The following is a 26,972-nucleotide window of genomic DNA, read 5'->3' on the forward strand; positions in this document are numbered from 1 at the left end:
GGGATCAGCCCTCAGTCCTCGGACCGCGAGTGGCGGCCCACGTAGCCGGCCGCCTCCGGGTCGCCCTTGAGCGCGGCGAGCAGCTCGTCGCCCATCAGCGAGACCGGCGGCGCGCCCATGGTGACCACCACGTCGCCCTCGCGGACCCGGGCGGCGACCTCGCCGGGCACGTCCTCCCAGGACGGCACGAACACCTTGCGGTCCTCGGGCAGGTCGACCGCGGCGGTGAGGGCCACACCGCCCTCCCCCGGCTCGCGCACCTCGCCGGGGCCGAAGACCTCCATGATGATCGCCTCGTCGGCGAGCGACAGCCCGGCCGCGATCTCGGCCTGGAAGTCGCGGGTGCGGTACACCCGGTACGGCTGGAAGACCACGATCAGCCGTCCCTCGCCGGCGACCTCGCGCAGCGTGCGCAGGGCCATGGCGATCGGCACCGGGTGGTAGGCGTACTCGTCGTAGACCCGCACGCCCGCCTCGGCGCCCTTGAACTCGAAGCGGCGGCGCACCCCGGGGAACGTGGCCAGCGACTCGATCGCGGTCTCGGCCGGCACACCCAGCCGCAGCGCGGCGAGGATCGCGCCGGCCGAGTTGAGCCCCAGATGGGCGCCGGGCACCGGCAGGAACACCTCACCGAGCGGCACTCCGTCGTGGTGGGCCACGTAGCGCACGCCGTTGACCGACGAGCGGACCTCGCTGATGCGCAGGTCGGCGTCCGGCGCCGTGCCGTAGGTGACGATGTCGGCGCCGGCGGCCCGGGCGCGCACCGCCATGCGCATCGCCCCGGCGTCGTCGGCGCAGGTCACCACGAACCCGCCCGGCTCCACCCGGGCGCAGAACTCGACGAACGCGTCCTCCAGGCCCTGCAGGTCACCGTAGGTGTTGAGGTGGTCGGCGTCGATGTTCGTGACGACGGCGACGTGCGGGGTGTACAGCAGGAAGGACCGGTCGCTCTCGTCGGCCTCGGCCACGAAGAGGTCCCCGCTGCCGTGGTGGGCGCTGGAGCCGATCGCGGAGATCTCGCCGCCGATGACGAAGGACGGGTCGAGCCCGGCGTGCTGGAGGATCAGCGTGATCATCGACGTGGTCGTGGTCTTGCCGTGGGTACCGGCGACCGCGACCGCCCGCCGCCCGTTCATCGTCGCGGCCAGCGCCTCGGAGCGGTGCAGCAGCCGCAGGCCCCGCTCGCGCGCGGTGACGAGCTCGATGTGGTCCTTCGGGATCGCGGTGGAATACACCACCGTGTCGACCCCGTCGAGGTTGGACGGCTCGTGGGTGCGGTAGATCGTCCCGCCGAGCGCCTTGAGGGCGGTCAGCTGGGGCCACTCCTTCAGTTCGCTGCCCGACACCGGGATGCCGCGGGTCAGCAGCAGGCGGGCCAGCCCGCTCATGCCGACCCCGCCGACGCCGACCAGGTGGACCTTGCCCAGGTCCTCCGCCGTTAGAGTCTGCTCGCTCATCCCCCGACCACCTTCAGTACGTACCGACGCAGGGCCTCGTCGCCGTCGCGGCGGCCGTAGCCGGCGGCCGCGCGGCTCATCGCGGCGAGCCGGGCGCCGTCGCGCACCAGCGGCACCACGGTCTGGACGATCAGCTCGGGCGACAGGTCGCCGTCCTCGACGATCAGCCCGCCGCCGGCCTCGACCACCGGCAGCGCGTTGCGCCGCTGCTCGCCGTTGCCCCACGGCAGCGGGACGTAAACCGCCGGCATCCCGATGGCCGCCGTCTCGGCACAGGTCATCGCGCCACCCCGGCACAGGGCCAGGTCGCCGGCGGCGTAGCCGAGCTCCATCTCGGAGAGGAACTTGATCCGCACGTACGGCGCGGCGAGGCCGGCCGGGACCTCGAAGTCCTCGTTGCGCGCCCCGATGATGTGCAGCACCTGTACCCCGGCCGCGGTGATCTGCTTCGCCGCGCCGGCCACCGCCTGGTTGATCGACCGGGCGCCCGAGGACGCGCCGAACACGAACAGCGTCGGCAGGTTCTGGTCGAGCCCGAAGCGGGCCCGCGCCTCGGCCCGCAACGCCGCCCGGTCCAGCCTGGCGATGCTCTGCCGCAGCGGCACGCCGACCACCTCGGCGTCCGCCACGGCCGGCATCTGCTCCCGCTGGTGCGGGAAGCCGAGCACGAGGTGCTTGGTGAAGCGCATGCCCATCTTGTTGGCCACGCCGATCGGCACGTTGACCTCGTGGATCACGGTCGGCGTCTTGCGCCGCCAGGCGGCCAGGTAGGCCGGCACCGACACGTAGCCGCCGAAGCCCACCACCACGTCGGCGTCGACCTCGTCGAGGATCGCCCGGGTGGCCCGCGCCGCCTTCCACATCCGGTCCGGGGTGCGGACCAGGTTCATGTTGACCGAGCGGGGCAGTTGGTACGCCGGGACGTGCCGCAGGTCGTAGCCGCGCTGCGGGATGAGGTCGTTCTCCATCCCGCTCGGCGACCCGATGCAGGTGATGCGGACGCCGGGGTCGTGCCTGCGCAGGCAGTCGGCGAAGGCGAGCAGCGGGTAGATGTGCCCGCCGGTGCCTCCGCCGGCCAGCACCACCGAGCGCAGCGCTGCCATCAGGTGCTCCTTCCGCGGGACGGCCCGGTCATGGTGGGCCGGCCCGTCGTGCGTGTCGAGGGGTCGGCGCCGTCGCCCTCCGCGCGGACGCGCGGGAGCGGCGGCAACGGCGCCCAGAGTAGTCGCACCCACTTGCGCGGCGGACGGGCGTGCATGGCTCGGGCGCAGTCGGGCTCGGCACGGGCGGACGAGGTGAGGATGCCGGCCGCGCCCAGCGCGACGACGAGCGCGCTGCCGCCGTCGGAGATGAACGGCAACGGCAGGCCGGTGATCGGGATCAACCCGACGACCCCGCCGATGTTGATGATCGCCTGGCCGACGAACCAGATCGTGATCGACGCGGCCACCAGCCGGCGGAACGGATCCTCGACCCGGCGGGCGATGCGCAGACCGGTGTACGTCAGCATGCCGAAGAGCAGCAGCACCACCATGCAGCCGACCACGCCGAGCTCCTCGGCGACGATGGCGAAGATGAAGTCGTTGTGCGCGTTGGGCAGCCGGCCCCACTTGAGCTGCCCCTGCCCCAGCCCGACGCCGAACCAGCCGCCGTCGGCGACCGCCCACAGCCCGCGCAGGTACTGGTACCGCCCGGCCTTCGCCTCAGGGTCGATGCTCGGGTCGAAGAACACCTTGAGCCGGTCCAGCCGGTAGTCTTTGCCGGGCGGGAACAGGATGAGTGCGACGATGCCGCTGACGAAGAACGCGCCGAGCCAGCCGAAGACCGCGAGCCGCGCCCCGGCCGCCCAGAGCAGCCCGGTGAACAGCACAATCATGCAGATGGCCGACCCGAGGTCGTTGTAGCCGACCAGCAGCAGCAGCGTGATCGTGACCGGGAACAGCGGCGTGAGCAGCTCCCGCCAGGCGAGGATGGTGCGCCCTTTGCGCACCAACAGGTCGGCCCCCCAGATCACCAGCGCGAACTTGGCCAGCTCGGCCGGCTGCACCTGCAGGCTCCCCACATGCAGCCACAGGTCCTCGACCCAGATCGGCCCGAGGTGGATCGACGTGACCTCGTCACCGGTGGCGCGCCGGGCCGCCAGCCAGCCCATCAGGTCGACGAAGCACATGAGCGTGAACGCCGACAGCAGCAGCGGGATCGCCACGGCCCGGAACGTGCGCACCGGCAGCCGCTGGCACACCCAGAACACGATCAGCCCGACCACGGCGGAGGCGGTCTGCTTGGCGATCTGGGTGAACGGGCTACCTGTGGTGGCGTAGCTGCCGACGCTGGTCACGGAGAAGACCATGACCAGACCGATGAACACGAGCAGCCCGACGCTGGACAGCAGCAGGTAGTACGAGGCGAGCGGACGATCGAGCAGCCCCCGCAGCGTGCCGACGAAGTTGCCGACCCAGCCGCTGCCGGCAACCTCCTCCCCATCGCTCCTCATCATGACGCCCATCATTCCCGCTACCCGCAGGCTGGCCGCCTACGACGCGCTGTTCTTGCCTGGCTGTTTCTGGGCTGGCGGCGCGGTGGTTGGGGTTTTTTGCTGCGCCTTCGGCGCATTTGGTTGCGGCCGGAAGCTAGCCACGCGCGACTCCGTCGCGGCGCTACACCTGGGGGGGGTTCCCACCCCAGACCCCCCATGGCCGCTGCGCGGCCACTCTCTGCCGCGCTCCGCGCCCCTGACGTCCTGGTTACGGTCCCCTATCGCGCCTGCGGCGCAGTGCGCGCTGTTGCTTGTTGCGCCTCTGGCGCAGCGGGCGCTGCCCCTTCTGGCGCCTCCGGCGCAGCGGTTGCGGCCCCTTATGGCCTCTCCCGGCCGGCCTGCGCCGCCCGCGAATCGGGACCATCGGCGCGGCCGTGCCCGTCGGCGAGTGTGTGCCTGGGTCTGCGCGTCCAGGCGCCCACGGCGAGCGTGAGCCATCCCACACGGCCGGTGCTGCACGCCGCGCTGCGCGGCGCAGCGGCAAGAAGTCTCCGCGATCATGCTGTACCCGGCACCGACACCATCGGTTTTTCGTGATCACGGAGTGTCCATGTACACCCGTGTACCGAAAGTCTCCGGGATCATGGCAAACCCGTGGTGCGGCCATGACGGGCAGCATGATCACGGAGACATACGTCCGGCCGGGCGCCGGCGCCTGTCGCGCCTCCGGCACAACGGGCGCTGCCCCTTCTGGCGCCTTCGGCGCCGGTGGTTGCGGCCCCTTATGGCGCCTGCGGCGCAGTGGTTGCGGCCTCTTGTCGCGCCTGCGGCGCAGTGGGCGCTGCTCCCTGTCGCGCCTCCGGCGCGGTGGTTGGGGTTTCTTGTTGCGCCTTCGGCGCATTTGGTTGCGGCCGGAAGCTAGCCACGCGCGACTCCGTCGCGGCGCTACACCTGGGGGGGTTCCCACCCCAGACCCCCCATGGCCGCTGCGCGGCCACTCTCTGCCGCGCTCCGCGCCCCTGACGTCCTGGTCACGGTCCCCTCTCGCGCCTCCGGCGCGGTGGGCGCTGCCCCTGGTCGCGCCTCCGGCGCGGTGGCTGGGGTTTCTTGCTGCGCCTCCGGCGCATTTGGTTGCGGGCGGAAGCTAGCCACGCGCGACTCCGTCGCGGCGCTAACCCTGGGGGGTTCCCACCCCAGCCCCCCCATGGCCGCTCCGCTACCACTCTCTGTCGCGCTCCGCGCCCCTGACGTCCTGGTCACGGTCCCCTCTCGCGCCTGCGGCGCCGCGGGCGCTGTCCCTAGCGCCCGCGGCCCGGGCGCGCCGGGGCTTGCGGGTGGGGGTTCCGGGGCGGAACCCCCGTGCTGTCGCTCGGGCTGCTACGAGGCGCCGCTCATTACTCTTAGGAAGTCGGTGGCGAAGAGGCCCAGGGCGGCGGCTACGCCTAGGCCGGCGATGATCCAGAAGCGGACCACGATGTTGACTTCGCTCCAGCCGGCCAGTTCGAAGTGGTGCTGGAGGGGGACCATTCGGAAGATGCGTTTGCCGGTGGTGCGGTACGAACCGATCTGCATGACCCAGGTCACCACGATGATCACGAAGAGCAGGCCGAGCAGCGGCAGCAGCAGGATGGTCTTGGTCGCCACGGCGAAGCCGGCGATGAGGGAGCCTAGGGCCATCGAGCCGGTGTCGCCCATGAAGATGCGGGCCGGGGAGGTGTTCCACCACAGGAAGCCGACCAGGGCGCCGGCCGCGGCGCCGGCGATCAGGGCTACCTCCAGGGGGTCGCGCACGTCGTAGCAGTAGCCGGCCTGGTACGACGGGTCGGCGCACCAGTGGCGGTACTGCCAGAAGGCGATCGCCATGTAGCTGATGATCACCAGGATCGAGGTGCCGGTGGCCAGGCCGTCCAGGCCGTCGGTGAGGTTCACCGCGTTGGACATCGACATGACGATGAAGACGAAGAAGACGACCGCGCCGATCTTGGTGATGTTGAGCCAGTCGATGTCTTCCACCCACGACAGCTTCGGGCTGGCGACCGTCGTGATCACCTGGCGGCCGGTCTGGGTGGCCGGCACGTAGAGCGCGATCGCGCCGAAGATGGCGCCGATGAGGGCCTGGCCGATGAGCTTGCCGCGCTTGTTGAGCCCGTCGCTGTTGCGCTTGGCGACCTTGAGGTAGTCGTCGAGGAAGCCCAGCAGGCCGGTGAAGACGAACAGGCCGAGCAGCACCACGGCGGTGGCGGTCGGGCCGGTCGGGCGCAGCTGCTTGTCGGGCAGCGTGGTCAGCGCGATGTGGCCGCCGGTGTAGGCCACCAGCGTGGCGAAGATGAACGTCACGCCGCCCATGGTGGGCGTGCCCTTCTTGCCGAGGTGGGTCTTCGGGCCCTCGGTGCGGATGGGCTGGTCGGCCTTCAGGCGGGTGAAGTACCGGATCGCGATCGGCGTGCCGAACAGCGAGATGAGAAACGCCACGAAGGCCGCGACGAAGACGGCCCTCACTTCTTCGCGGCTTCCGTGCGCAGGGCGTCGGCGACGTCCCAGGTCCGGTACCGCGATCCCTTGACCAGGACCACGTCGCGCGGAAGCAGCTCGGCGCGCAGCAGCGCCACGGCGGCCTCCTGATCGGTCACGAGCACCGAGTCTCCTCCCCAACTCGCCACGGCGGCCGCCCCGTCCAGGATCGGCGCGGCCTGCTCGCTGACGGCCACGATACGGTCGACGCCGAGTTCCGCGGCGAGGCGTCCGACGTCCTCGTGTCCAGCCCGCTCGTACTCGCCGAGCTCCGCCATGAAGCCGAGCACGGCGATCTTGCGCCGACCGCCGGCCACGTCGACGAGCGCGCGCAGCGCGGCCGCCATGGACGCCGGGTTGGCGTTGAACGAATCGTCGATCACCGTGACATCGTCGGCACGGTCGAAGACATCCATCCTTCGGGTCGACAGTCCCTCCAGGTCGCCGAGTCCGGCGGCGATCGCGGCCGGGTCGAGGCCGGCGAGCGCCGCGACGGCGGCGGCGAGCAGGGCGTTGCCGACGCTGTGCCGCCCGGCGACGTCGAGGCGCACCGGGACCGGCTCGGCGCCGGGCAGGTGCAGCGTGAAGCCGAACCGCCCGCGCTCCAGCGCGACCACGTCGGTGGCCCGCACCTGCGCGCCGGCGGCCTCGCCGGTGAGCACCACCCGGGCGCTCGTGCGGGCCGCCATGGCCCGCACCCGCTCGTCGTCGGCGTTGAGCACCGCGACGCCGTCCGGGCCCAGCGCCTCGACCAGCTCGCCCTTGGCCTGGGCGATGCCGTCGACGGAGCCGAACTCGGCGATGTGCGCGACGCCCACGTTGATCACGACCGAGACGTCGGGCGGGGCGATCTCGCAGAGGTACCGCAGATGCCCGATGCCCCGCGCGCCCATCTCCAGCACCAGGAAGCGGGTCTGGGTGGTCGCCTTGAGCACCGTGTACGGCGTGCCAAGCTCGTTGTTCTCCGACCCGAAGGTGGCCACCGTCGGCCCGTGCAGGGCGAGCAGCCGGGCGACGAGGTCCTTGGTGCTCGTCTTGCCCGAGGAGCCGGTGATCGCCACGACGGTGATGGCCAGCCGGTCCAGCACCGCCCGGGCCAGCCGGCCGAGCGCGTCGCGCGGGTCGGGGACGACGATCGTCGGCACGCCCGGGATCGGGCGGCTGCCCAGGACGCCGGCGGCGCCGTCGGCCATCACCTTGGGCCCGAACTCGTGCGCGTCGACCTTGGCGCCCGCGAAGGCGACGAAGAGCCCGCCGGGGCCGATCTTGCGGGAGTCGTACTCCACGGGGCCGTCGACGACGGCCTCCGGGTCGCCGTCGTGCAGCACGCCGCCGACGATCCGGGCGATCTCGCCCAGGCTGGTCGCGATCACGCCGCCTCCCGCAGGGCCGCCGCCAGCTCGACCCGGTCGTCGAAGGGCAGCACCTCGCCGTTGATCTCCTGTCCGCTCTCGTGCCCCTTGCCCAGCAGCGCGATGACGTCGCCGGGCTTGGCCTGCTCCACGGCGTGAGCGATCGCGGCCCGCCGGCCGCCGACCTCGACCACGGCGGCCGGTCCGCCGGCCGCGCCGGCCAGGACCTCGGCCCGGATCGCGGCCGGATCCTCGGTGCGGGGGTTGTCGTCGGTGACGATGACCAGGTCGGCGCCCTCGGCGGCGGCCCGGCCCATGAGCGGGCGCTTGCCGCGGTCCCGGTCGCCGCCGGCGCCGACCACGCAGACGACCCGGCCACCGCGGGTGGCGGCGAGCGCCCGCAGCGCCTTGAGCACCTCGACCATGGCGTCGGGCTTGTGCGCGTAGTCGACGACCCCGACCACGTCCCCGGGCGCGTCGACCCGCTCCATGCGCCCCGGCGAGCCGGGCGCGCCGGCCACGGCCCGCGCCGCGACCTCGAGCTCCACGCCGACCGCGACCAGCGCGGCGATCGCCAGCAGCGCGTTGGCCACGTTGTGCCGGCCGGGCAGCCGCACGCCGGAGCGGGCGGTCCGGCCGCGCCAGTGCACGTCGAACACCTGCCCGTAGCCGTCGGCGGTCACGCCGGAGACACCGAAGTCCGCATCCTCACGTGCTACGGAATAGGTCCATGAGGCGGGCTTGCGCAGTCGCATTACCGACACGTCGTCGAGGTTGAGGATCTCGATCGCGGCACGGCCGTCGAACAGCCGGGCCTTGGCCGCGAAGTACGCCTCCACCGACGGGTGAAAATCCAGGTGATCCAGGCCGAAGTTGGTGAATCCGGCGGCGGCGAAGCGCACCCCGCCCACCCGGCCGACCTCCAGCGCGTGGCTGGAGACCTCCATCGCCACCGACTGCACGCCCTCCTCGAGCGCCGCGGCGAACAGCGCGTGCAGGTCGGTCGCCTCGGGCGTGGTGCGGATGCTCGGCACGGTCAGGTCGCCCAGCCTGGTCTCGACGGTGCCGATCAGCCCGGTGACCTGCCCGGCGGCGCGCAGGCCGGCCTCGATGAGGTACGTCGTGGAGGTCTTGCCGGCGGTGCCGGTGATCCCGATCGTGGTCAGCCGCCGGGTCGGCTCGCCGTAGACCTTGGAGGCGATGTCGCCGAGCACGTCGCGCGGCCGCTCGGCCACGATGAACGGCACGCCCGCGTCCTGGCGGACCCCGGCCGGGTCGGTGAGCACGGCGACCGCGCCGCGCCGCAGCGCCTCGGGGATGAACTGGGCGCCGTGGACCCGCGCGCCGGGCAGCGCGGCATACAGATCACCCGGACGGACCGCCGAGCTACTGTGCGTCACGCCGGTGACGGCCACGTCTCCTTCGCCGCCCAGCTCACCGATGAGCACGGGGCGGACATTCCGCGGACGGGGATAGCCGGACACGGGGTCAGACCCTACCCGCCCGGCCATAAGGCCCCGGAGCCGGTGTCACGGGTAGATCGTGAGCTTCGGCGGCTCGGTGCCGGTCGGCACGACACCGAAGCTGGACAGCGTCAGCGCCATCATCTCCTTGAACGCCGGGGCGGCCACCGAGCCGCCCGCGCCACCCGGCACGTGCGCGTTGACCGCGACCACGTAGCGTGGCGCCTCCGCCGGCGCCATACCGATGAACGACACGACGTCGCCGTCGGCGTACCCACCGTTCTGGGGCAGCTTCGACGTTCCGGTCTTGCCGGCGATGCGGTACCCCGGGATCGCCGCCTGATGCCCGGTGGCGTCGTCCAGCGTGGTCACGCCCTCCAGCATGGTCCGCAGCTCGGCCGCGACCTTCGGGTCGAGCACCCGGCGGGTCGCCGGGGCCGGCGGCTTGGTGGCGGTGCCGTCGGGTGCGATGATCTTGCGCACCAGCGTCGGCTGGACCCACAGCCCGTCGTTGGCGATCGTGGTGTACACCATCGCCATCTGCAGCGCGGTCGTGGCCACGCCGTTGCCGATCGGGATCGACCCCGGGCTGGAGCCGGTCCACTTGTCCGGCGGCAGCAGCTGGCCCGGCGACTCGTTGGGCAGCCCGACGCCGGTGCGCTGACCCAGGCCGAACTTCCGCTGGTACTCGTAGAGCCTGTCCTTGCCCAGCTGGTCGGCCACGGCGATGGTGCCGACGTTGGACGACAGCGCGAGGATGCCCGGGATGGTCATCTTCGTGCCGTCCTTCTGCGGCGGGTGGTCGGTGTAGGTCGTGTCGCCCTTGCGGACCTTCGAGTTCACCGTCACGGCGGTGTCGGGCGTGATGATGCCCTCCTGCAGCGCGGCGCCCATGACGATCACCTTGTGGATCGAGCCGGGATCGAAGACGGTCGCCGTGCACTGGTCCTTCCACTGGCTCTGCGGCGTGCGGTCGAGGTCGGCCGGGGCGAAGGACGGGTAGCTGGCCATCGCCATGATCTCGCCCGTGTGCACGTCGATCACGATGGCGGAGGCGAAGTCGGCCTTGAGCGGCTCCATCCGCGCGGCCAGGGCGCTCTGGATCGAGTACTGCAGATCGGCGTTGATGGTCAGCTCGACCGAGCTGCCCGGGCGGGCCGGGTTGAGCTCCTCGTAGCCGTAGGGCAGCGGCTTGTCGAGCTCGCCCTCGCCGTGCTCGTAGGTGTGCAGCCCGTCGACGCCGCGCAGCACCGAGTCGTACTGCTGCTCGATGCCCATCTGGCCGGAGAGGTTCTCGCGCGAGGTGTAGCCGATGATGTTGGAGGCCAGGTCGTAGCCGGGGATCTCGCGCCGCTCGTCGCGGGCCACCTTGAGCGCGCCGACGTGCAACGCCTCGATGCGGTCGCCGTCGGACACGTCGATCTGGTGCGCGACGTATTCGAAGCGCACGTTGCCCTTGCCGTTGGCGGTCTTGTGCGGCGTCATCTTGCGGACCAGGTCGGAGCGCAGCACGCCGTACTTGTCGAGGATGGCGAAGAGCTGGTCGGCCAGCGCCTCCGGGTCCTTCACGGCCATCGGGTCGACGGCGACGTAGCGCGTCTCGATCGAGTGCACGAGGATCTTGCCGTCGCGGTCCAGGATGGCGCCGCGCGAGGCCGGCAGCACCGCGTGGATCAGGCGGTCCTGGAGGCCGGCGGCGGCGTAGGCGCTCGCATCGGTGAGCTGCAGCTGCACCAGGCGCACCCCGATGGTGGCGAACATGAGCAGCGCGAGCACGGTGGCCAGCCGCAGCCGGCGCCGCGGCTCGGCGAGCTTGGGCAGGCCCGGCCGGCGGCGGATCAGCCGGGGGACCCGGACCCGGCTGGATCTTGCCGTGACGCCTCGCGTGGCTTTCGCGGCTTTGGTACCCTTTGTGCCCACTCGAGCGCGAGGGCCGCCCTTCGGCCGCGCGACGCGCGGCGGCGCGGGCCGTTGCCGCACCGGCGGTCGGAAGGTCTGTGCCGCGGGGGTGGCGTCTTCGTGCCCCGCTTGCTCCTCGCGCGGGCGGCGCGCGGTGGCGCGATCCCGGTCCGCGCGACCCGGATCGGTGCGACCCCGATCGGTGCGATTCCGGTCGGTGCGGCTGGGATCGGTGCGCCGGGGATCGGTGCGGCGCGGCTGCTCGCTGCGGCCGCCCTGGATCACCTCGAGCGCGGGGCGGAACGGGTCTTTGCGCCCGCCCGCCTCGACTGAGGCGTCGCGGACCGAGCGCCCGCGCGGTGTGTACCGCTTGGCCTCTGACATCGTGCCGCGCAGCACCGGCTCGGCCGTACCACCGCGGCGTTCTTCGTTCTTGGCGGCGGCGCCCGTCGCGCCACCACGCGAACGGGCGGAGGCACCGGCACCCCCCGCGCCGGCGCGACCGCCCGTCCGACGAGGGCCGGCGTCACCGCCGTGACCGGTGGGATCCCTGCGTTCGGCGCCCCCACGCCGCTCGCCGCCACCCCGCCGGTCACCCGTGTCGCCAGCCATCGTCCCGACTTCCGTTCGTCCGTCCACTATGGACTTTGGATCCGTCGTTCACGTTTCCTGCTCGGCGCTGTTACCGGCTCGGCCCGGGCATCTCCAGCTTCGTGCCGTCGGGCAGCACCAGGAAGGCCGGCGTGCTCGACGGCACGAGGCCCAGCTGCTTCGCCCGCGACGCCAGTGTCACCGGCGACTCCTTGCTGGCCAGGTCGCTGCGAACCTTCTCCTCGTCGCGATCGAGCCCCTGCTGCTTGGTCTTCAGCGCGTCGAGCTTGAAGGCGTTCTCGGCGATCCGCGTGTTGAGCACCAGGATGCCCACGACGCCCGAGAGCACCAGCACGAGCACGAGCGCCACGAAGGGCGCCCGCGGCGCACTGACCGGCGCCGGCGGCGCCACCCGCAGTCGCGGGGACGCCGGCTGCTGCGTGTCGGGCGCGTGCCGCTCCGGCGCCGCGTCCGGCTTCGTGGTCTCGTGCTCCGGCTGCAGTGCCGTCGCACCGTCGATCGGGTGGTCCCGGCGCTGCTGCTCCATCTCCTCAGCGGTCTGCGCCGCGGTCCGGCCCCCCGACCGCGATGCACCCTGCTGAGCCCTGCGCTGCCGGTTGGCCGGCAGTGTCGTCACGTTCATCACACCTCCCCCGATGTGTCTGTCCTGTTGGGACGTTCCTTGCGTTCCGCCGCACGGAGCCGCACTGACGCCGCGCGTGGGTTGGCCGCTGTTTCGGCCGCGCCGGGGAGCTCGGCCCCCCGGGTGAGCGCCCGCAGCTCCGGTTCGCTGCCGGGCGGCTCGAACGGGAGCTCGACCGGTACTTTCGAGCGGGTCCGCTCGGCGATCGCCTGTTTGACCAGGCGGTCCTCGAGCGAGTGGTACGACAGCACGACCAGCCGGCCACCAGGCGCCAGCGCGTCGAGCGCCGCCGGTATCGCCCGCTCGAGCACCGCGAGCTCGCGGTTGACCTCGATGCGCAGCGCCTGGAAGGTGCGTTTGGCCGGATGCCCGCCGGTACGCCGGGCCGGCGCGGGAATCGCCTCGCGAACGAGTTCGGCAAGGCGGGCCGAGCTCGCCAGCGGGGACTTCTCCCGCTCCCGGAGGATCGACGCGGCGATGCGGGAGGCGAACTTCTCCTCCCCGTACACCCGCAGGATCCGGGCGAGGTCGGCGTGGCTGTAGGTGTTGAGCACCTCGGCCGCGGTCGTGCCCCGCGTCTGATCCATGCGCATGTCCAGCGGTGCGTCCTGGGCGTAGGCGAACCCGCGCTCGGGCTCGTCGAGCTGCATCGACGACACGCCCAGGTCGAACAGTCCGGCGTCGATCTCCGCCCCGGCCAGCACCTCGGGCAGCTCGTCGTAAACGGCGTGCACGAGGCGGATCCGGTCGGCGAACGGCGCGAGCCGCTCCCCCGCCAGGCGCAGCGCCTGCGGGTCGCGGTCCAGGCCCAGCAGCCGGGCCTGCGGATGTGCCAGCAGCACCGCCTCGGCGTGACCGCCGAGACCGAGCGTGGCGTCGAGATACAGCGCGCCCGGCCGGTGCAGCGCGGGGGCCAGCAGCTCGAGGCAGCGCTCGAGCAGCACGGGCACGTGAACGTCCCGCTCCCCCATCGTCGACCCCCTGCCGGCGGCGGGTTCGCGGCCCGCCGTGGTGCTGAACCCCTGCTCAGTGCGCGAGCGCCGTACCGCCAGCTCCCCATCCGCCCCGCCCTGGCGCCGGGGAAGTGGCGTCAGGACTTCGAGAGACTCTGAGCGGCTGAGGAGCTGCCGGTACGGCGGCTCAAGTCGGTGACTGCAGTTGGACCTCACAGCCCTCCCGGCAGCACCCCCTCCTCGATGCCCGCGAAGTCCTCCTCGCTTTCAGCGAGGTAGGTGTCCCACGCCTGGCGGTCCCATATTTCGACCCGGGTGCTTGCCCCGATCACGACGAGCTCGCGGTCCAGCCCGGCATACTCGCGCAGATGCTGCGGGATGGTGACCCGGCCCTGACGGTCGGGAACCTCGTCGTGAGCGCTGGCGAAGAACACCCGGGAGTAGGCCCGGGCGGCCTTGTTGGTCATCGGCGTGGCACGAAGCTGCTCGGCGATCCGGGCGAACTCGACGCCGGGAAACACGTAGAGACAGCGCTCCTGTCCCTTGGTGATCACGACACCTCCCGCCAGCTCGTCCCGAAACTTCGCCGGCAGGATCAACCGGCCCTTTTCGTCCAGGCGAGGAGTGTGGGTGCCCAAAAACATGCGGCAGCCACCCCCTCCCACCGCGAACGGTCCCCCCGGGGCCGGCCGAGCCCCCCGGCTCCGCCATCGCGCTCCACTGTACTCCACTTCCCTCCACCGTCAACGGAAAACCACCCGGTCCCACGCGCGTGGCTGTGAAGAATTCCCACGTCAAACGGGGTGGTGTCGGGTGGAGGACCTCGGGCGTGCCCGATCGGCGGAGTGCGTTCCCCGTGTATTTCTTGGGCGGGAAAATCGGTACAAAACAGTCAACGAGGCAGGGTTCTCCACGGACCGCCGTGGTTTGGCCGGCGCAGTGGAGGAAAGTGGGGAGTCGCGGGGACTCCGTGGGTCGGTTGGGGGCGATGCGCGCTACGGGTAGGGTCAGCGCATCGCCGAACACCGTGGAAGCGAGATGACGGACAACAAGCTGCCGATGCGGGCGAAGCTCGCCACCTCACTGTCGCGCGGTGCCGCCGCGCTGTCACGCGCCACCGGCCGGGGGGACGGCTCGGTCATCGGCGGCCGGATCGGCCTGATGGTCGACCCCAACCTGCTCGCCGAGCTCGCCGCCGGTCGCGAGATCGCGCTGATCTCCGGCACGAACGGCAAGACCACCACCACCCGGCTGACCGCCGCCGCGATGGGCGTGCTCGGCCCGGTCGCCACCAACAGCCTCGGCGCCAACATGCCGACCGGCCACACGTCGGCGCTGGCCAAGGCCGGCGCGACACCGTATGCGGTGCTGGAGGTCGACGAGCACTACCTCAAGCAGGTGCTCGACCAGACCCGCCCGAGGGTGGTGGCCCTGCTCAACCTCAGCCGCGACCAGCTCGACCGGGCCAAGGAGGTCGCCATGATGGCGGCCCTGTGGCGCGACGCGCTGCCCGGCCGCGGCCTGCACATCGTGGCCAACGCCGACGACCCGATGGTGGTCTGGGCGGCGTCCAAGGCGGTCGCCGGCGGCACCCGGGTCACCTGGGTCGCGGCCGGCCAGCGTTTCCACGACGACTCGTGGGTGTGCCCGGAGTGCGGCGCCTCGATCGAGCGCATGGGCGAGGACTGGTCCTGCGTCGAGGGCAACCTGCGCCGCCCGGCACCGCACTGGAGCGTCAGCGGGGACGGCGTGGTCGACAACACCGGGACGTACCACCACATCACACTGCAACTGCCGGGCCGGGTGAACCGGGCCAACGCGGCGACCGCGCTGGCCGTGGCCGCGCAGTTCGGCGTGCCGCCCGCGAAGGCGGTGCCGGAGCTGTCGAAGGTCGCCTCGGTCGCCGGCCGCTACGCCGTCGTGGTCCGCGACGGGCGCACCATCCGGCTGCTGCTGGCCAAGAACCCGGCCGGCTGGCTGGAGTCCTTCGACATGGCCGAAGACGTGCCGACGCTGCTGTCGATCAACGCCCGGGACCCAGACGGCCTCGACACCTCGTGGCTCTACGACGTGGACTTCTCCCCGCTGCGCGGCCGCCGTGTGCTGATCACCGGCGACCGGGCCATGGACCTCGCCGTCCGGCTGGAGGTCAACGAGGTGCCGTTCGAGCCCGTGCGCTCGTTCGGCCAGGCGGTGTCGCTGGTGCCGCCGGGCCGGCTCGAGGTGATCGCGAACTACACCGCATTCCAGGACATCCGAGCGGAGCTGGACCGTGTCAACTGAGTCGCACCTGCGCCTGATCTGGCTGTACCCGGACCTGCTGTCCACCTACGGCGACCGCGGCAACCTGTTGATCCTGGCCCGCCGCGCCGACCTGCGGGGCCTGCCGGTGGCGTGCGCCGAGGTCCGTGCCGGCCACCCGGTGCCGACCGACGGCGACATCTACCTGCTCGGCGGCGGCGAGGACGGCCCGCAGGCACTGGCCGCGCAGCGCCTCGCCACCGACGGCGGCCTGCACCGCGCGGTCGAGCGGGGCGCGACGGTTTTCGCCGTGTGCGCGGGCTACCAGCTGCTGGGCCACTCGTTCTTCGCCAAGGGCGCGAAGTACCCCGGGCTGGGCCTGCTGGACATAGACTCGGACCGCGGCGAGACGCGGGCGGTCGGCGAGCTGGCCGGCGAGATGCACCCGGCGCTGGGCCTGCCGACGCTGACCGGCTTCGAGAACCACGGCGGCCGCACCCACCTCGGCCCGGGCGTGAAGCCGCTGGCCAAGGTGACCACGGGCATCGGCAACGACGGCCAGTCCGAGGGCGCCTGGAACGGCCGCCTGCTGGGCACCTACTCGCACGGGCCGGCCCTGGCCCGCAACCCCGCGCTCGCCGACCTGCTCCTGCGCTGGGCCACCGGCGCCAACCTGGAGCCGATCGACGACCGCTGGCCGACGGCCCTCCGCTCGGAGCGCCTGGCCGCCGTCGCCCGCTAACCGCAGCCGCCGCACTCGGCCGCGCTCGCCCGCCGACGGCGGTCGAAGCGGTCGCCCACCGACGGCAGCCGGAGCGCTCGGCCGGCGACGGCAGTGGGCGCACCTCACCGGTGACGGCGGTCGGAGCGCTCGGCCGCGCTCGCCCACTGACGGCAGCCGGCGCGCTCGCCCGCCGACGGCGGTGGGATAGCACCTCACCGCTCTCGCCCGCTGGCGGCAGCCGTTGCGCTCGGCTGCGGTCGCCCGCTGACGGCAGTCAAAGCACTTGGCCGCCGACGGCGGTCGAAGGGCTTGGCCGCAGCCGCCCGCTGAGGGCCGATGGCACCACAGGTCGCCCCCTGGCACGCTCTAAGTCTCCGTGATCATGCTCAACTGGCGGTGTGCACACGAGTTTTTCATGATCACGGAGTCTTGATGTACGCCCAGGTACCGTATCTCTCCGTGATCATGGGAAACCCGCGAATCGGCGTGCTGGCCTGCATGATCGCGGAGACTTAGCGCGCGGGTGTGACTTGCCAAATCGGATATATGCCCTGTCGGGCGATAAATCCGATGCGGGAGTGCGCGGGATTCGGTGAAACGGATTTTTGCCCCGTCGGGGTATAAGTCCGAAAAGTCGTGGCGCGGAGCGCCCGACTTTTCGGATTGCGGCCGGGCGGGAGAGTGCGGGCTGCGTGGGCGAAGGGGAGGGCCGGGCGGGCCCTCCCCCTCGGGGCTAGACGACGACCGAGACCATGCGGCCGGGGACCACGATGACCTTCTTCGGGGTCTTGCCGGCCAGCTGGTCGGCCACCGCGACCAGGGCGGCGTCGCGGACCGCGGAGTCGTCGGCGTCGGCGGAGATGTCGATCTTGCCGCGGACCTTGCCGTTGACCTGGACCGGGTAGGTCACCGACTCGGCGACCAGGTAGGCCGGGTCGGCCTGCGGGAAGTCGGCGTAGGCGACCGTGGACTCGTTGCCCAGCCGCTGCCACAGCTCCTCGGCCAGGTGCGGGGCGAACGGGGCGATCATGCGCACCAGCGGGTCGGCCGCCTCGCGCGGGGTGCCCTTGACCGAGACCTGGGTGATCCGGTTGGTCAGCTCGATCATCTTGGCGATGGCGGTGTTGAAGCGCATCTCCTCGATGTCGACCCGGACGCCGTCGATGACCCGGTGCAGCAGGCGGCGGGTCTCGTCGTCCACCGGGTCGTCCGTCACCCGCATCCCGTCGGTCTGCTCGTCGACAATCAGCCGCCAGACGCGCTGCAGGAACCGCTGGGCGCCGACGACCGCGCGGGTCTCCCACGGGCGGGAGACGTCCAGCGGGCCCATCGACATCTCGTAGACGCGGAACGTGTCGGCGCCGTAACGCTCGCACATCTCGTCGGGCGTCACCACGTTCTTCAGCGACTTGCCCATCTTGCCGTACTCGCGCTGGACCTCCTGGGCGCCGTAGTAGTAGCGGCCGGGCTGGCGCTCTTCCACCTTCTCGGCCTCGACGTACACGCCGCGGGCGTCCTTGTAGGCGTACGCCTGGATGTAGCCCTGGTTGAACAGCTTGCGGAACGGCTCCTCCGACGAGACGTAGCCGCGGTCGAACAGCACCTTGTGCCAGAAGCGGGCGTACAGCAGGTGCAGCACCGCGTGCTCGACGCCGCCCACGTACAGGTCCACGCCGCCCACGTCGCCGGGCCGCTGCGGGCCCATCCAGTAGCGCTCGTTGGCCGGGTCGACCAGCTTCGCGGCGTTGGCCGGGTCCAGGTAGCGCAGCTCGTACCACGACGAGCCGGCCCACTGCGGCATCACGTTGGTCTCGCGGGTGTAGGTCTTCGGCCCGTCGCCCAGGTCCAGGGTGACCTCGACCCACTCCTTGGCCCGCGACAGCGGCGTCTCCGGGTTGCTCTCGGCGTCGTCGATGTCGAAGGTGCGCGGCGAGAAGTCCTCCACCTCGGGCAGCACGACCGGCAGCATCGACTCGGGCAGCGCGATGGGCAGGCCGGTCTCGTCGTAGACGATCGGGAACGGCTCGCCCCAGTACCGCTGCCGGCTGAACAGCCAGTCGCGCAGCCGGTAGGTGATGGCACCGACGCCGTGGCCGTTGGCCTCCAGCCAGTCGATCATCTTGGCCTTCGCCTCGGCGACGCCCAGGCCGTCCAGGAAGGCCGAGTTGATGGCGGGGCCGTCGCCGATGTACGCCTTGCCGTCGAAACCCTCGCTCGGCTGGACCGTGCGGATGATCGGCAGCTCGAAGACCTCGGCGAACTCCCAGTCGCGCTCGTCCTGGCCGGGCACCGCCATGATGGCGCCGGTGCCGTAGCCGGCCAGCACGTAGTCGGCGATGAAGACCGGGATCCGGCGGCCGTCGACCGGGTTGGTCGCGTAGGCGCCGGTGAAGACGCCGGTCTTCTCCTTGGCGTCGGCCTGCCGCTCCACGTCGGTCTTGCCCGCCGCGAAGGCGCGGTAGGCCGCGACCGCCTCGGCCGGCGTAGCCGCTCCGCCGGTCCACTTGTCGTGCGTGCCCTCCGGCCAGGCGCCGGGCACGATGGCGTCGACCAGCGCGTGCTCCGGGGCCAGCACCATGTAGGTCGCGCCGAACAGGGTGTCGGGGCGGGTGGTGAAGACCCGGATCGGCGTGCCCTCGTCGGTGGCGAAGTCCACGTGCGCGCCGCGGGAGCGGCCGATCCAGTTGCGCTGCATGGTCTTGACCTTCTCCGGCCAGTCCAGCCGGTCCAGGTCGTCCAGCAGGCGGTCGCCGTACGCCGTGATCCGCATCATCCACTGGCGCAGGTTGCGCTTGAAGACCGGGAAGTTGCCCCGCTCGCTGCGCCCGTCCGGGGTGACCTCCTCGTTGGCCAGCACCGTGCCCAGGCCCGGACACCAGTTGACCGGGGCCTCGGAGATGTAGGCCAGCCGGTGGTCGTCGACGGCCTGCCGCCGCTCGACCGCGGACAGCTCCGCCCACGCCCGGCCGCCGGGCACCGGACGCTCGCCGCTGTCGAACTCCTCGATCAGCTCCTCGATCGGGCGCGCCTTGCGCTGCTGCGGGTCGTACCACGAGTTGAAGATCTGCAGGAAGATCCACTGGGTCCAGTGGTAGAACTCGGTGTCGGTCGTGGCCACGCTGCGCCGGTCGTCGTAGGCCAGGCCCAGGCGGCGCAGCTGCGTGCGGTACCGCTCGATGTTGGCCTCGGTGGTCACCCGCGGGTGGGTTCCGGTCTGCACCGCATACTGCTCGGCCGGCAGGCCGAACGAGTCGAAGCCCATCGGGTGCAGCACGTTGTACCCGGCCATGCGGAAGTACCGCGTGTAGCAGTCCGTGCCGATGTACCCCAGCGGATGGCCGACGTGCAGGCCGGCGCCCGACGGGTAGGGGAACATGTCCATCACGTACAGCTTCGGCGCGCCCGCGCGCGGGTGGCCGGAGTCGCTGAGCGGGCCGGTCGGGTTCGGCGCGTGGAAGGTGCCGTGCTCGGACCAGTAGTCCTGCCAGCACGCCTCGATGTCCGCCGCCATCGCCGCGGTGTACCGGTACGGCGGGATGTCGACCGCTCCGTCGGTCACTGCCTCGCTCATCACTGTCGCCCACCTCAGTTGTCGGAATCCCTCAAGCATTCTCCGGGCATGAAAAAACCCCTCGCACAGGAGGGGTCGCCGTGCCGTCGCGTTATCGCGTCAGCACGGCCGATCAAGAAGCCGGAACACCGAGGCCATAACGGCAGTGTACCGCAGCCCGGCGAGGCGATTTCCGGGCCGTCACGCACCGCTATGCGATGGCCACGCCCGGGGCCCCGCCCCGGCAGGTGACGACGTAGCGCAGCCGCTGCCCGTCGCGGTCGAACTCGACCCGCGTGTTGCTGCGCAGGCCGGGCTCCACCTCGACCAGCTTCACCCCGTCGGCCGGCGCGACGTGCAGCACGCTGACCTTCTTCCCGACGCAGACGGCGACGATCACGCCGGCGTCGGTCGGCATGCCCGGGTCGCCGCCCTGGCCGTTCTGGTTTCCCCGCTGGTCCTGGTCGCCCTGCTCGCCGTCCCCCGCCCCCGGGTTGCTCGCCGCCACCGACGCCGGGTCACCGGTCGTGGTGGTCGGATCGACGGCGGGTGGTGGCGCCTCACTCGACGGCGCGCTCGGCGAGGCGGTCGGCGCCGGAGCCCCGCCGCCCACCGGCATCCCCTCCGCCGAGGTCCGCGAGCCTGCCGGCGACCGGCTCAGCGCGATGCCGACCAGCAGCGCCGCGATCGCGGCCAGCACGCCCACGCCGAGCAGGACCTGCCGGCGGCTCCCGCCCGGCTCGTCCGGCTCGTCCGAGTCCTCCGGCTCATCCGGCTCATCCGGCGCGGGCGGCGCGACCAGGTGGGTGGTGTGGTCCGGCGGGGGCGGCGCGCCGGGCGCGGGCTCCTGCAGTACCACCGAAAAACGCGGAACGATCCCGGCGGCCCGGGCCAGCCCGGCGGCGACCGCCACGGCGGCCGGCCGGTCCCGGGGCTCCTTCGCCAGGCAGCTCATGCACAGCTCGCGCACCTCCGCCGGCACGCCGGGCAACTCCGGCAGCGGCTCCGGCGCGACGGTGATGTGGGCCATGACCATCTGGGTCGTGGTTTCGGAGTCCCAGGGCAGCCGGCCGGTGAGGCAGCGGTAGAGCAGCAGCCCGAACGCATAGACGTCGCTCGCCGGCGTGACGTCGTCGGAGACCAGCCGCTCGGGGGCGAGATAGGCGGGGGTGCCGATGACGAGCGCCGGATCGTGGCGCACATCGGGAATTCCGACGAATCCGACGATCCCGAAGTCCAGCACCTTTGCCGCATCCGGGGTGAGAATGACATTGGCCGGCTTGACGTCGCGGTGCACGAGGTCCTCGGCGTGGGCGGCGGCCAGGCCGGCGGCGACCTCGGCGCAGATGCGCACCGCGGCGGCCGGCGGCAGCGGCCCGGCCAGCAGCCGATCGGCGAGCGTCGGGCCGCGCAGCAGTTCCATGACCACAAACGGCACGTGCTCGGCGGTCTCGCCGTAGTCGTAGACGCTGGTGATGTTCGGGTGCGACAGCCGGGCCGCGGCCCGCGCCTCGAGCCGGATCCGGTGGCGCGCCTCGTCGTCCCCGGCCAGCGCCGGCGCGAGCACCTTGACCGCGACCTCGCGCCCGAGCACGCGGTCGTGGGCGCGCCACACCACCGACATGCCACCCTCGCCCAGTCGCTCGTCGAGGAGATACCGGCCGCCCAGGAGGTGTTTGCCGTCCACGACCACAGTCTGCCGCAATCGACGCGCCCCGACATCTTGGGCGATCGTTTAGGGGGTTTTCGCACGGGTACGTCGGGACGTTTGAAAAATCGCCGGGGCCGGCCGGGCGGGATGTCCGCAATGACGGAATCCAGTGCGGCGGCCTGTCGATTCCCCGGCTAGCCTGAGGGATACGACGGCTCAGGTTGCAATCCGATGACAACGTTCTTGCGCAACCGAGCGGTTCACCTACGGGTCTTACACCTAACGGTGGCCACGGCACGACCATGAGGAGGCCAGTTGACCAGGCACCGCACGTTCGAGGAACTCGGGGCCCCACTCCCGTCGCCCGAGTTCCGCACCGCGACCGATGCGATCGTCGCCAATATCGAACAGGTCATCGAGGGCAAGACCGCGACCGTGCGGCTCGCCCTGGCGGTGCTGCTCGCTGAGGGCCATCTCCTCATCGAAGATGTTCCCGGCGTGGGCAAGACCAAACTTGCCAAGGCCCTCGCGCGGTCCATCGACTGCTCGGTGCGGCGCATCCAGTTCACTCCCGACCTGCTCCCCAGCGACGTCACCGGGGTCAGCGTCTACAACCAGGAGACGCGCGACTTCGAGTTCAAGCCCGGCGCGGTGTTCGCCAACATCGTCGTCGGCGACGAGATCAACCGGGCCTCGCCGAAGACCCAGTCCGCCCTGCTGGAGAGCATGGAGGAGCGGCAGGTCACCGTCGACGGCGCGACCTATCCGCTGCAGGTGCCGTTCATGGTCATCGCGACGCAGAACCCGATCGAGATGGAGGGCACCTATCCGCTGCCCGAGGCGCAGCGCGACCGGTTCACCGCCCGGATCGCGATGGGCTACCCCGACATGGGTGCGGAGCTGGCCATGCTCGACGTCCACGGCCGCCACGACGCGCTGGACGACCTCTCCCCCGTCTCCGACGCCATCATCATCCGCCGGATGATCGCCACGGTCCGTGACGTGCACGTCGCCGACGCGGTCAAGCAGTATGCGGTCAACATCGTCACCGCCACCCGCGAGTCGGGCGAGCTGCGCCTCGGCGCCTCCCCGCGCGCCACACTGCAACTGCTGCGCACCGCCCGGGCCGTCGCCGCCATCGAGGGCCGCGAGTTCGTGCTCCCCGACGACCTGCAGGCGCTCGCCGTGCCCGTGCTCGCACACCGGGTCATCCCCACCGCCGAGGCGCAGCTGTCCCGCCGGACCACCGATGCGATCATCGCCGAGCTCGTGCACCGGCTACCGCTGCCGACCGACCGCCAGCAGCGATCGCCATACGACACCCGCCCGCAGCGGCCCCAGCAGTACGGGGGCCGCTGAGCATGCGAGAGGCGCTGCGGGGGCTCACCACCAGGGGTCGCAGCTTCCTGGCCGCCGCCGCGGCGGCCCTCATCGCCGCACTGATCCTGGGCGAGCGTGACCTGCTGCGCGTGGCGATCCTGCTCGCCGCGCTGCCGTTGCTTTCCGCGGCGTACGTCGGGCGCACCCGCTATCGCCTGTCATGCAGCCGCATGCTCGACCCGCACCGCGTCCAGGTCGGGGCGAGCGCCCGGGTCATCCTGCGCCTGCAGAACCTGTCCCGGCTGCCCACCGGCACGATGCTGCTGGAGGACCGGCTGCCCTACGCGCTGGGCAGCCGGCCGCGGCTGGTGCTGGAGAAGCTCGGCGCGCACCAGGCCAGCTCGGTCGCCTACACGGTCCGCGCCGACGTGCGCGGCCGCTACGAGGTCGGCCCGCTGGTCGTGCGGCTGACCGATCCCTTCGGGCTGTGCGAGCTGACCCGGGCCTTCCCGTCCGTCGATCGGCTCACCGTCATCCCGCAGGTGGTGCCGCTGCCCTCGGTGCGCCTGGCCGGGGAGTTCGCCGGGTCCGGCGACAGCCGCGCCCGGTCGGTGGCCGTGCACGGCGAGGACGACGCCGCCACCCGGGAGTACCGCTACGGCGACGACCTGCGCCGGGTGCACTGGCGCTCCACCGCCCGCACCGGCGAGCTCATGGTCCGCCGCGAGGAGCAGCCCTGGGAGAGCAAGGCCACGGTCGTGCTCGACACCCGGGCCGCCGCCCACCGCGGCGAGGGCCCGACGGCGAGCTTCGAGTGGGCGGTCTCCGCGGCCGCGAGCATCGCGGTCCACCTGCGCCACGCCGGTTACAAGATGCGCCTGGTCACCGACGCCGGCGTCGACGTCGACGCGACCGAGGTCGACGGCGACGGGCCGCTGCTCGACCAGCTCGCCGACGTGCGGCTGGCCCAGCGCGGCGACATCGCCGCGCTGATCGAGCGGGTCCGCCGGCGCAGCGACGGCGGGCTGATCATCGGCATCTTCGGCCTGCTGTCCTCGGCCGAGGCGGAGCTGCTCGCGTCGTTCCGCTCCAACAACGCGACCTGCGTCGCGCTGTTCATTGACTCCTCCACCTGGCTCAACCTGCCGACCGCGGCGCGCGAGGAGGCGGACAAGGCGCACGGCGTCGCGTCGCTCGCGCTGCTGCGCAGCGGGTGGCGCGTGGTGGAGGTACCGCACGGGGCCAAGCTGACCGCGCTGTGGCCGCAGACCGGGCGCGGATCGCAGGGCTTCGCCTGGCGGGCCGCGTCCGCGGAGAGCGTCGCTGGGGGCGTCCGGTGAACCAACGCAAGCATCTGACGCTGATCGCGGCCGGCTCGGCGTTCCTCGCCTCGCTGCCGCTGATCAACGTCTTCGAGCACTACACGTGGGCGATCCGGGCATTTCTGGTCGTCGCCGTCATGTGCGGCGTCGGGTTGCTGGTGCGCAGCCTGCGGGCCCCGGCGTGGGCGCCGACGGCCGCGATGGCGCTGGCCGGGCTGCTGTCGCTGACCTGGCTGTACCGCAGCCACGAGGAGTTCCTGGGCATCCTGCCCTCGCCCGGCACGTTCGTGCACTTCGGCCAGCTGTTGAGCACGGCTTCGGAGGAGATGAGCGAGTACGCCACCCCGGTCGGCGACCGCGAAGGCTTCCTCTTCCTGGCCACCCTCGGCGTCGCCGCCGTCGCGCTACTGGTGGACTTCTTCGCCGTCGTCGTGCGCCGCCCGGCCCTGGCCGGCCTGCCGATGCTCGCCATCTACTCGGTGCCGGTCACGGTCGACACGGAGACCACCAACTGGCTGGCGTTCGCCCTCGGCGCGGTCGGCTTCCTCTGGCTGCTGGTCACCGACAACGTCGACCGGGTGCGCCGCTTCGGCCGCCGGTTCACCGGCGACGGGCGTGACGTCGACCTGTGGGAGCCCTCGCCGCTCGCCGCGGCCGGCCAGCGGCTGGGCGTCCTCGGCGTCGCCTTCGCCGTCGTGCTGCCGCTCATCCCGTTCGCGATGCCGGGCGGGGTGCTGGAGGGCCTGGGCGCGGGTGCGGGCGGCAGCGGGGGCGCCGGCGTCGGCAACGGGCGCAACGGCCGGTCGGTCAGCATGTTCGCGCTGCTGTCCGGCCAGCTCAACCGGGACAAGGCGTTCGACATGGTCAAGGTGACCAACATCGACGACACCAACCCGTTCTACCTGCGCTTCAACGTGCTCGAGGACCTCACCACCAAGGGCTTCAGCGCCCGGCCGTTCACCGGCGGCGCGCCCGTCGCCAACGGCTTCGGCCGGCCCGAGTGGGACTCGTCGGTGAAGTCCACCAACCACCAGGCGCGCGTCGAGGTCACCAACGAGCTGGCGATCAGCTACCTGCCCATCTACACCTGGCCGACCAAGGTCGACAAGGTCGACAACAGCTGGGCCTTCGACCCGCGCACCGCGGTGGTGTACTCCGGCAAGGAGACCACGGCCAAGCGCACCTACACGGTCACCTACAGCCGGCCCGAGATCACGCCCGAGCAGCTGCGCACCGCCAAGCCGCTCAACATCAACGACCCGCAGCTCAAGGACGTCACCACGGCGCCGGCCAACGCCGTCGTCAAGGCCCAGGTCGACAAGCTGATCCAGGGCAAGACGACGGAGTACGACAAGGTCAAGGCGATCTACGACTTCTTCTCGCCGAGCAACGGCTTCGTCTACGACATCACGACCGGCCCCGACACCAGCGGCACGAAGATCGCCGACTTCCTGCAGAACAAGCGCGGCTTCTGCGCCCAGTTCGCGGCCGCGTTCGGCTGGCTGCTGCGGGAGGCGAAGATCCCGGCCCGGGTCGCCTTCGGCTTCGCCCGGGGCGGCACCCGCGCGGGCAACACGATGACGCTGACCAACTTCAACCTGCACGCGTGGACCGAGGTGTACTTCCCCGGCTTCGGCTGGCTGCCGTTCGACGCCACGCCGTCGACGGCGATCGGCGGGTCGGTGACCACGACGTACATGCCGGCCCCCGGCGCGGTCACCGGCGACGACCCGGTCAACCGCGCGGGCGGACTGGGCGGCCCGGCCGCCTCGGCCGGCCCGGCGGACCCGAACGTCGGCACACAGGACCACGGCAACACGTCCAGCCCCGGCCAGGGCGGCACGACCGACCGGTCGCCGCTCTCCTCCCTGCTCAGCTTCTTCGGCAGTACCCTCGGCGTCGCGACCCTCATCACCCTCGTGATCGCCCTGGCCCTCGGCGCACCGTCACTGGCCCGCGCCCGGACCCGCCGCCGGCGGCTGAGCTTCGCACCCCAGGGCACCCCGCCGCCCGGCGACGGCCCGACGATGGTGGTGGTGGCGACGGACGACCGCGCCTACGGGTCCGCCCGCGCCGACGCCCACCGCGCGTGGGACGAGCTGCTCGACACGATGGTGGACTACCGCGTGCCGATCGACGAGGCCGAGACCCCGCGGGCGACGGTCGACCGCCTGGTGCAGAAGGAGCGGCTGCGCGACAAGGCCGAGTCCGGCGCCCGGCTGATCAGCACGGTCGAGGAGCACGCCCGTTACGCCCGCACGCCGCTCACCGCACGCGAGCTGCGCGCGGCGCTGTCGTCGGTGCAGTCGGCCTTCGCGGCCAACGCCTCGCGCAAGGTCCGCATCCTGGCCGTCGTCCTGCCGCCGTCGGTGCTGCGCCGCTGGCGCACGGGCCTGAGCTACCGCTCCGGCTCCCTGTCCGTGGCCACCGGCCGTGGCTGGGACCAGCTGATGCGGACGCTGAGCGTCCGCCGCCTCGCGGCCCGCCGCGCCGACCGCTGACCCGGTCACGCCGCGCCGACCGCCGGCCCGGTCACGCCGCGCCGACCGCCGGCCCGGTCACGCCGCGCCGACGGCTGACCTGGTCGGGCGGCGCCGACGGCTGACCTGGTCGCGCCGCGCGGAACGTCCCTCGGTCGTTCCGCGCGGCGTTGTCCGCCCTCTGCGGGTCGGATCGGGATCGCGCGAGCACGCCCCAGCCCGCACCCTGCGGGGCCGGCCACGCCGCGCGGACCCGCTCATTCGCGAAGCCGGACGCTCCGCTCCGCGACTTGTATCGTGAACCACCCGGGCATCGTGACTTGCCGGCCGCAGCGCTGG

At 72.0% G+C, this 26,972-nt stretch carries 17 protein-coding genes and 1 pseudogene; 6 read left to right on the forward strand and 12 right to left on the reverse strand.

Features of this window, described 5'->3' with window-relative positions; genetic code table 11:
- Positions 1-11: 11 nt before the first annotated feature.
- The 7 genes from murC to ACQPXD_RS45095 form a co-directional block, all read right to left on the reverse strand.
- Positions 12-1,457, reverse strand: coding sequence for a UDP-N-acetylmuramate--L-alanine ligase (gene murC, locus ACQPXD_RS45065; RefSeq protein ID WP_432829377.1), 1,446 nt, complete (start codon positions 1,455-1,457; stop codon positions 12-14).
- On the reverse strand, positions 1,454-2,560 hold the full coding sequence (gene murG / locus ACQPXD_RS45070; RefSeq protein WP_432829379.1) for an undecaprenyldiphospho-muramoylpentapeptide beta-N-acetylglucosaminyltransferase: 1,107 nt from the start codon (positions 2,558-2,560) through the stop codon (positions 1,454-1,456). The genes murC and murG overlap by 4 nt, the downstream gene beginning before the upstream one ends.
- Positions 2,560-3,954: an FtsW/RodA/SpoVE family cell cycle protein gene (locus ACQPXD_RS45075; protein ID WP_432829381.1), complete on the reverse strand. Its 1,395-nt coding sequence runs from the start codon at positions 3,952-3,954 to the stop codon at positions 2,560-2,562. The genes murG and ACQPXD_RS45075 overlap by 1 nt, the downstream gene beginning before the upstream one ends.
- A gap of 1,356 nt (positions 3,955-5,310) precedes the next feature.
- Positions 5,311-6,432 carry a phospho-N-acetylmuramoyl-pentapeptide-transferase gene (mraY, locus tag ACQPXD_RS45080; RefSeq protein ID WP_432829383.1) on the reverse strand — a complete coding sequence of 374 codons (1,122 nt, stop codon included), beginning with the start codon at positions 6,430-6,432 and terminating at the stop codon, positions 5,311-5,313.
- Complete coding sequence (locus ACQPXD_RS45085; RefSeq protein WP_432829385.1) at positions 6,429-7,817, reverse strand: UDP-N-acetylmuramoyl-tripeptide--D-alanyl-D-alanine ligase; 1,389 nt, start codon at positions 7,815-7,817, stop codon at positions 6,429-6,431. The genes mraY and ACQPXD_RS45085 overlap by 4 nt, the downstream gene beginning before the upstream one ends.
- The gene (locus ACQPXD_RS45090; RefSeq protein WP_432829387.1) at positions 7,814-9,307 is read right to left on the reverse strand and encodes a UDP-N-acetylmuramoyl-L-alanyl-D-glutamate--2,6-diaminopimelate ligase; all 1,494 of its coding nucleotides are present in this window, start codon (positions 9,305-9,307) and stop codon (positions 7,814-7,816) included. The genes ACQPXD_RS45085 and ACQPXD_RS45090 overlap by 4 nt, the downstream gene beginning before the upstream one ends.
- A gap of 18 nt (positions 9,308-9,325) precedes the next feature.
- Positions 9,326-11,179, reverse strand: a complete 1,854-nt coding sequence (locus tag ACQPXD_RS45095) for a peptidoglycan D,D-transpeptidase FtsI family protein (RefSeq protein WP_432829389.1) — start codon at positions 11,177-11,179, stop codon at positions 9,326-9,328.
- A gap of 108 nt (positions 11,180-11,287) precedes the next feature.
- Between ACQPXD_RS45095 and ACQPXD_RS45100 the strand changes: the two genes are divergently transcribed.
- Positions 11,288-11,491, forward strand: a complete 204-nt coding sequence (locus ACQPXD_RS45100) for a hypothetical protein (RefSeq protein WP_432829391.1) — start codon at positions 11,288-11,290, stop codon at positions 11,489-11,491.
- A 349-nt stretch (positions 11,492-11,840) separates the two neighbouring features.
- On the opposite strand, the gene ACQPXD_RS45105 is transcribed toward ACQPXD_RS45100, so the two are convergent.
- From ACQPXD_RS45105 to mraZ, 3 genes and pseudogenes are all read right to left on the reverse strand, one after another.
- The gene (locus ACQPXD_RS45105; RefSeq protein WP_432829393.1) at positions 11,841-12,392 is read right to left on the reverse strand and encodes a hypothetical protein; all 552 of its coding nucleotides are present in this window, start codon (positions 12,390-12,392) and stop codon (positions 11,841-11,843) included.
- A gap of 17 nt (positions 12,393-12,409) precedes the next feature.
- Positions 12,410-13,363: pseudogene (gene rsmH, locus ACQPXD_RS45110) on the reverse strand (16S rRNA (cytosine(1402)-N(4))-methyltransferase RsmH); the annotation flags it as partial.
- A gap of 194 nt (positions 13,364-13,557) precedes the next feature.
- On the reverse strand, positions 13,558-13,989 hold the full coding sequence (gene mraZ / locus ACQPXD_RS45115) for a division/cell wall cluster transcriptional repressor MraZ (RefSeq protein ID WP_432829395.1): 432 nt from the start codon (positions 13,987-13,989) through the stop codon (positions 13,558-13,560).
- Between the two features lie 394 nt (positions 13,990-14,383).
- Between mraZ and ACQPXD_RS45120 the strand changes: the two genes are divergently transcribed.
- Both ACQPXD_RS45120 and ACQPXD_RS45125 read left to right on the forward strand, forming a co-directional pair.
- Positions 14,384-15,628, forward strand: a complete 1,245-nt coding sequence (locus ACQPXD_RS45120) for a MurT ligase domain-containing protein (RefSeq protein WP_432829397.1) — start codon at positions 14,384-14,386, stop codon at positions 15,626-15,628.
- On the forward strand, positions 15,618-16,328 hold the full coding sequence (locus ACQPXD_RS45125; protein WP_432829399.1) for a type 1 glutamine amidotransferase: 711 nt from the start codon (positions 15,618-15,620) through the stop codon (positions 16,326-16,328). Before ACQPXD_RS45120 ends, ACQPXD_RS45125 begins: the two co-directional genes overlap by 11 nt.
- A gap of 715 nt (positions 16,329-17,043) precedes the next feature.
- Here the strand turns inward: ACQPXD_RS45125 and leuS are convergent.
- Both leuS and ACQPXD_RS45135 read right to left on the reverse strand, forming a co-directional pair.
- The gene (leuS, locus tag ACQPXD_RS45130) at positions 17,044-19,881 is read right to left on the reverse strand and encodes a leucine--tRNA ligase (RefSeq protein WP_432829401.1); all 2,838 of its coding nucleotides are present in this window, start codon (positions 19,879-19,881) and stop codon (positions 17,044-17,046) included.
- A 190-nt stretch (positions 19,882-20,071) separates the two neighbouring features.
- Positions 20,072-21,547 (reverse strand): protein kinase domain-containing protein, encoded by a 1,476-nt coding sequence (locus ACQPXD_RS45135; RefSeq protein WP_432829403.1) that lies wholly within the window; start codon positions 21,545-21,547, stop codon positions 20,072-20,074.
- A gap of 279 nt (positions 21,548-21,826) precedes the next feature.
- Between ACQPXD_RS45135 and ACQPXD_RS45140 the strand changes: the two genes are divergently transcribed.
- Genes ACQPXD_RS45140 through ACQPXD_RS45150 form a run of 3 tightly spaced genes read left to right on the forward strand, consistent with a single transcriptional unit; the run spans position 21,827 to position 26,654 of the window.
- Entirely contained in the window at positions 21,827-22,870 is a 1,044-nt protein-coding gene (locus tag ACQPXD_RS45140) for an AAA family ATPase (protein ID WP_432829405.1), read from the forward strand.
- A gap of 2 nt (positions 22,871-22,872) precedes the next feature.
- Positions 22,873-24,171, forward strand: a complete 1,299-nt coding sequence (locus tag ACQPXD_RS45145) for a DUF58 domain-containing protein (RefSeq protein WP_432829407.1) — start codon at positions 22,873-22,875, stop codon at positions 24,169-24,171.
- The gene (locus ACQPXD_RS45150) at positions 24,168-26,654 is read left to right on the forward strand and encodes a transglutaminaseTgpA domain-containing protein (RefSeq protein WP_432829409.1); all 2,487 of its coding nucleotides are present in this window, start codon (positions 24,168-24,170) and stop codon (positions 26,652-26,654) included. Before ACQPXD_RS45145 ends, ACQPXD_RS45150 begins: the two co-directional genes overlap by 4 nt.
- The last annotated feature ends 318 nt before the right edge of the window (positions 26,655-26,972 follow it).

It is taken from the genome of Dactylosporangium sp. CA-092794, assembly GCF_050948465.1.
In the GTDB taxonomy this organism is placed as follows: Bacteria; Actinomycetota; Actinomycetes; order Mycobacteriales; family Micromonosporaceae; genus Dactylosporangium.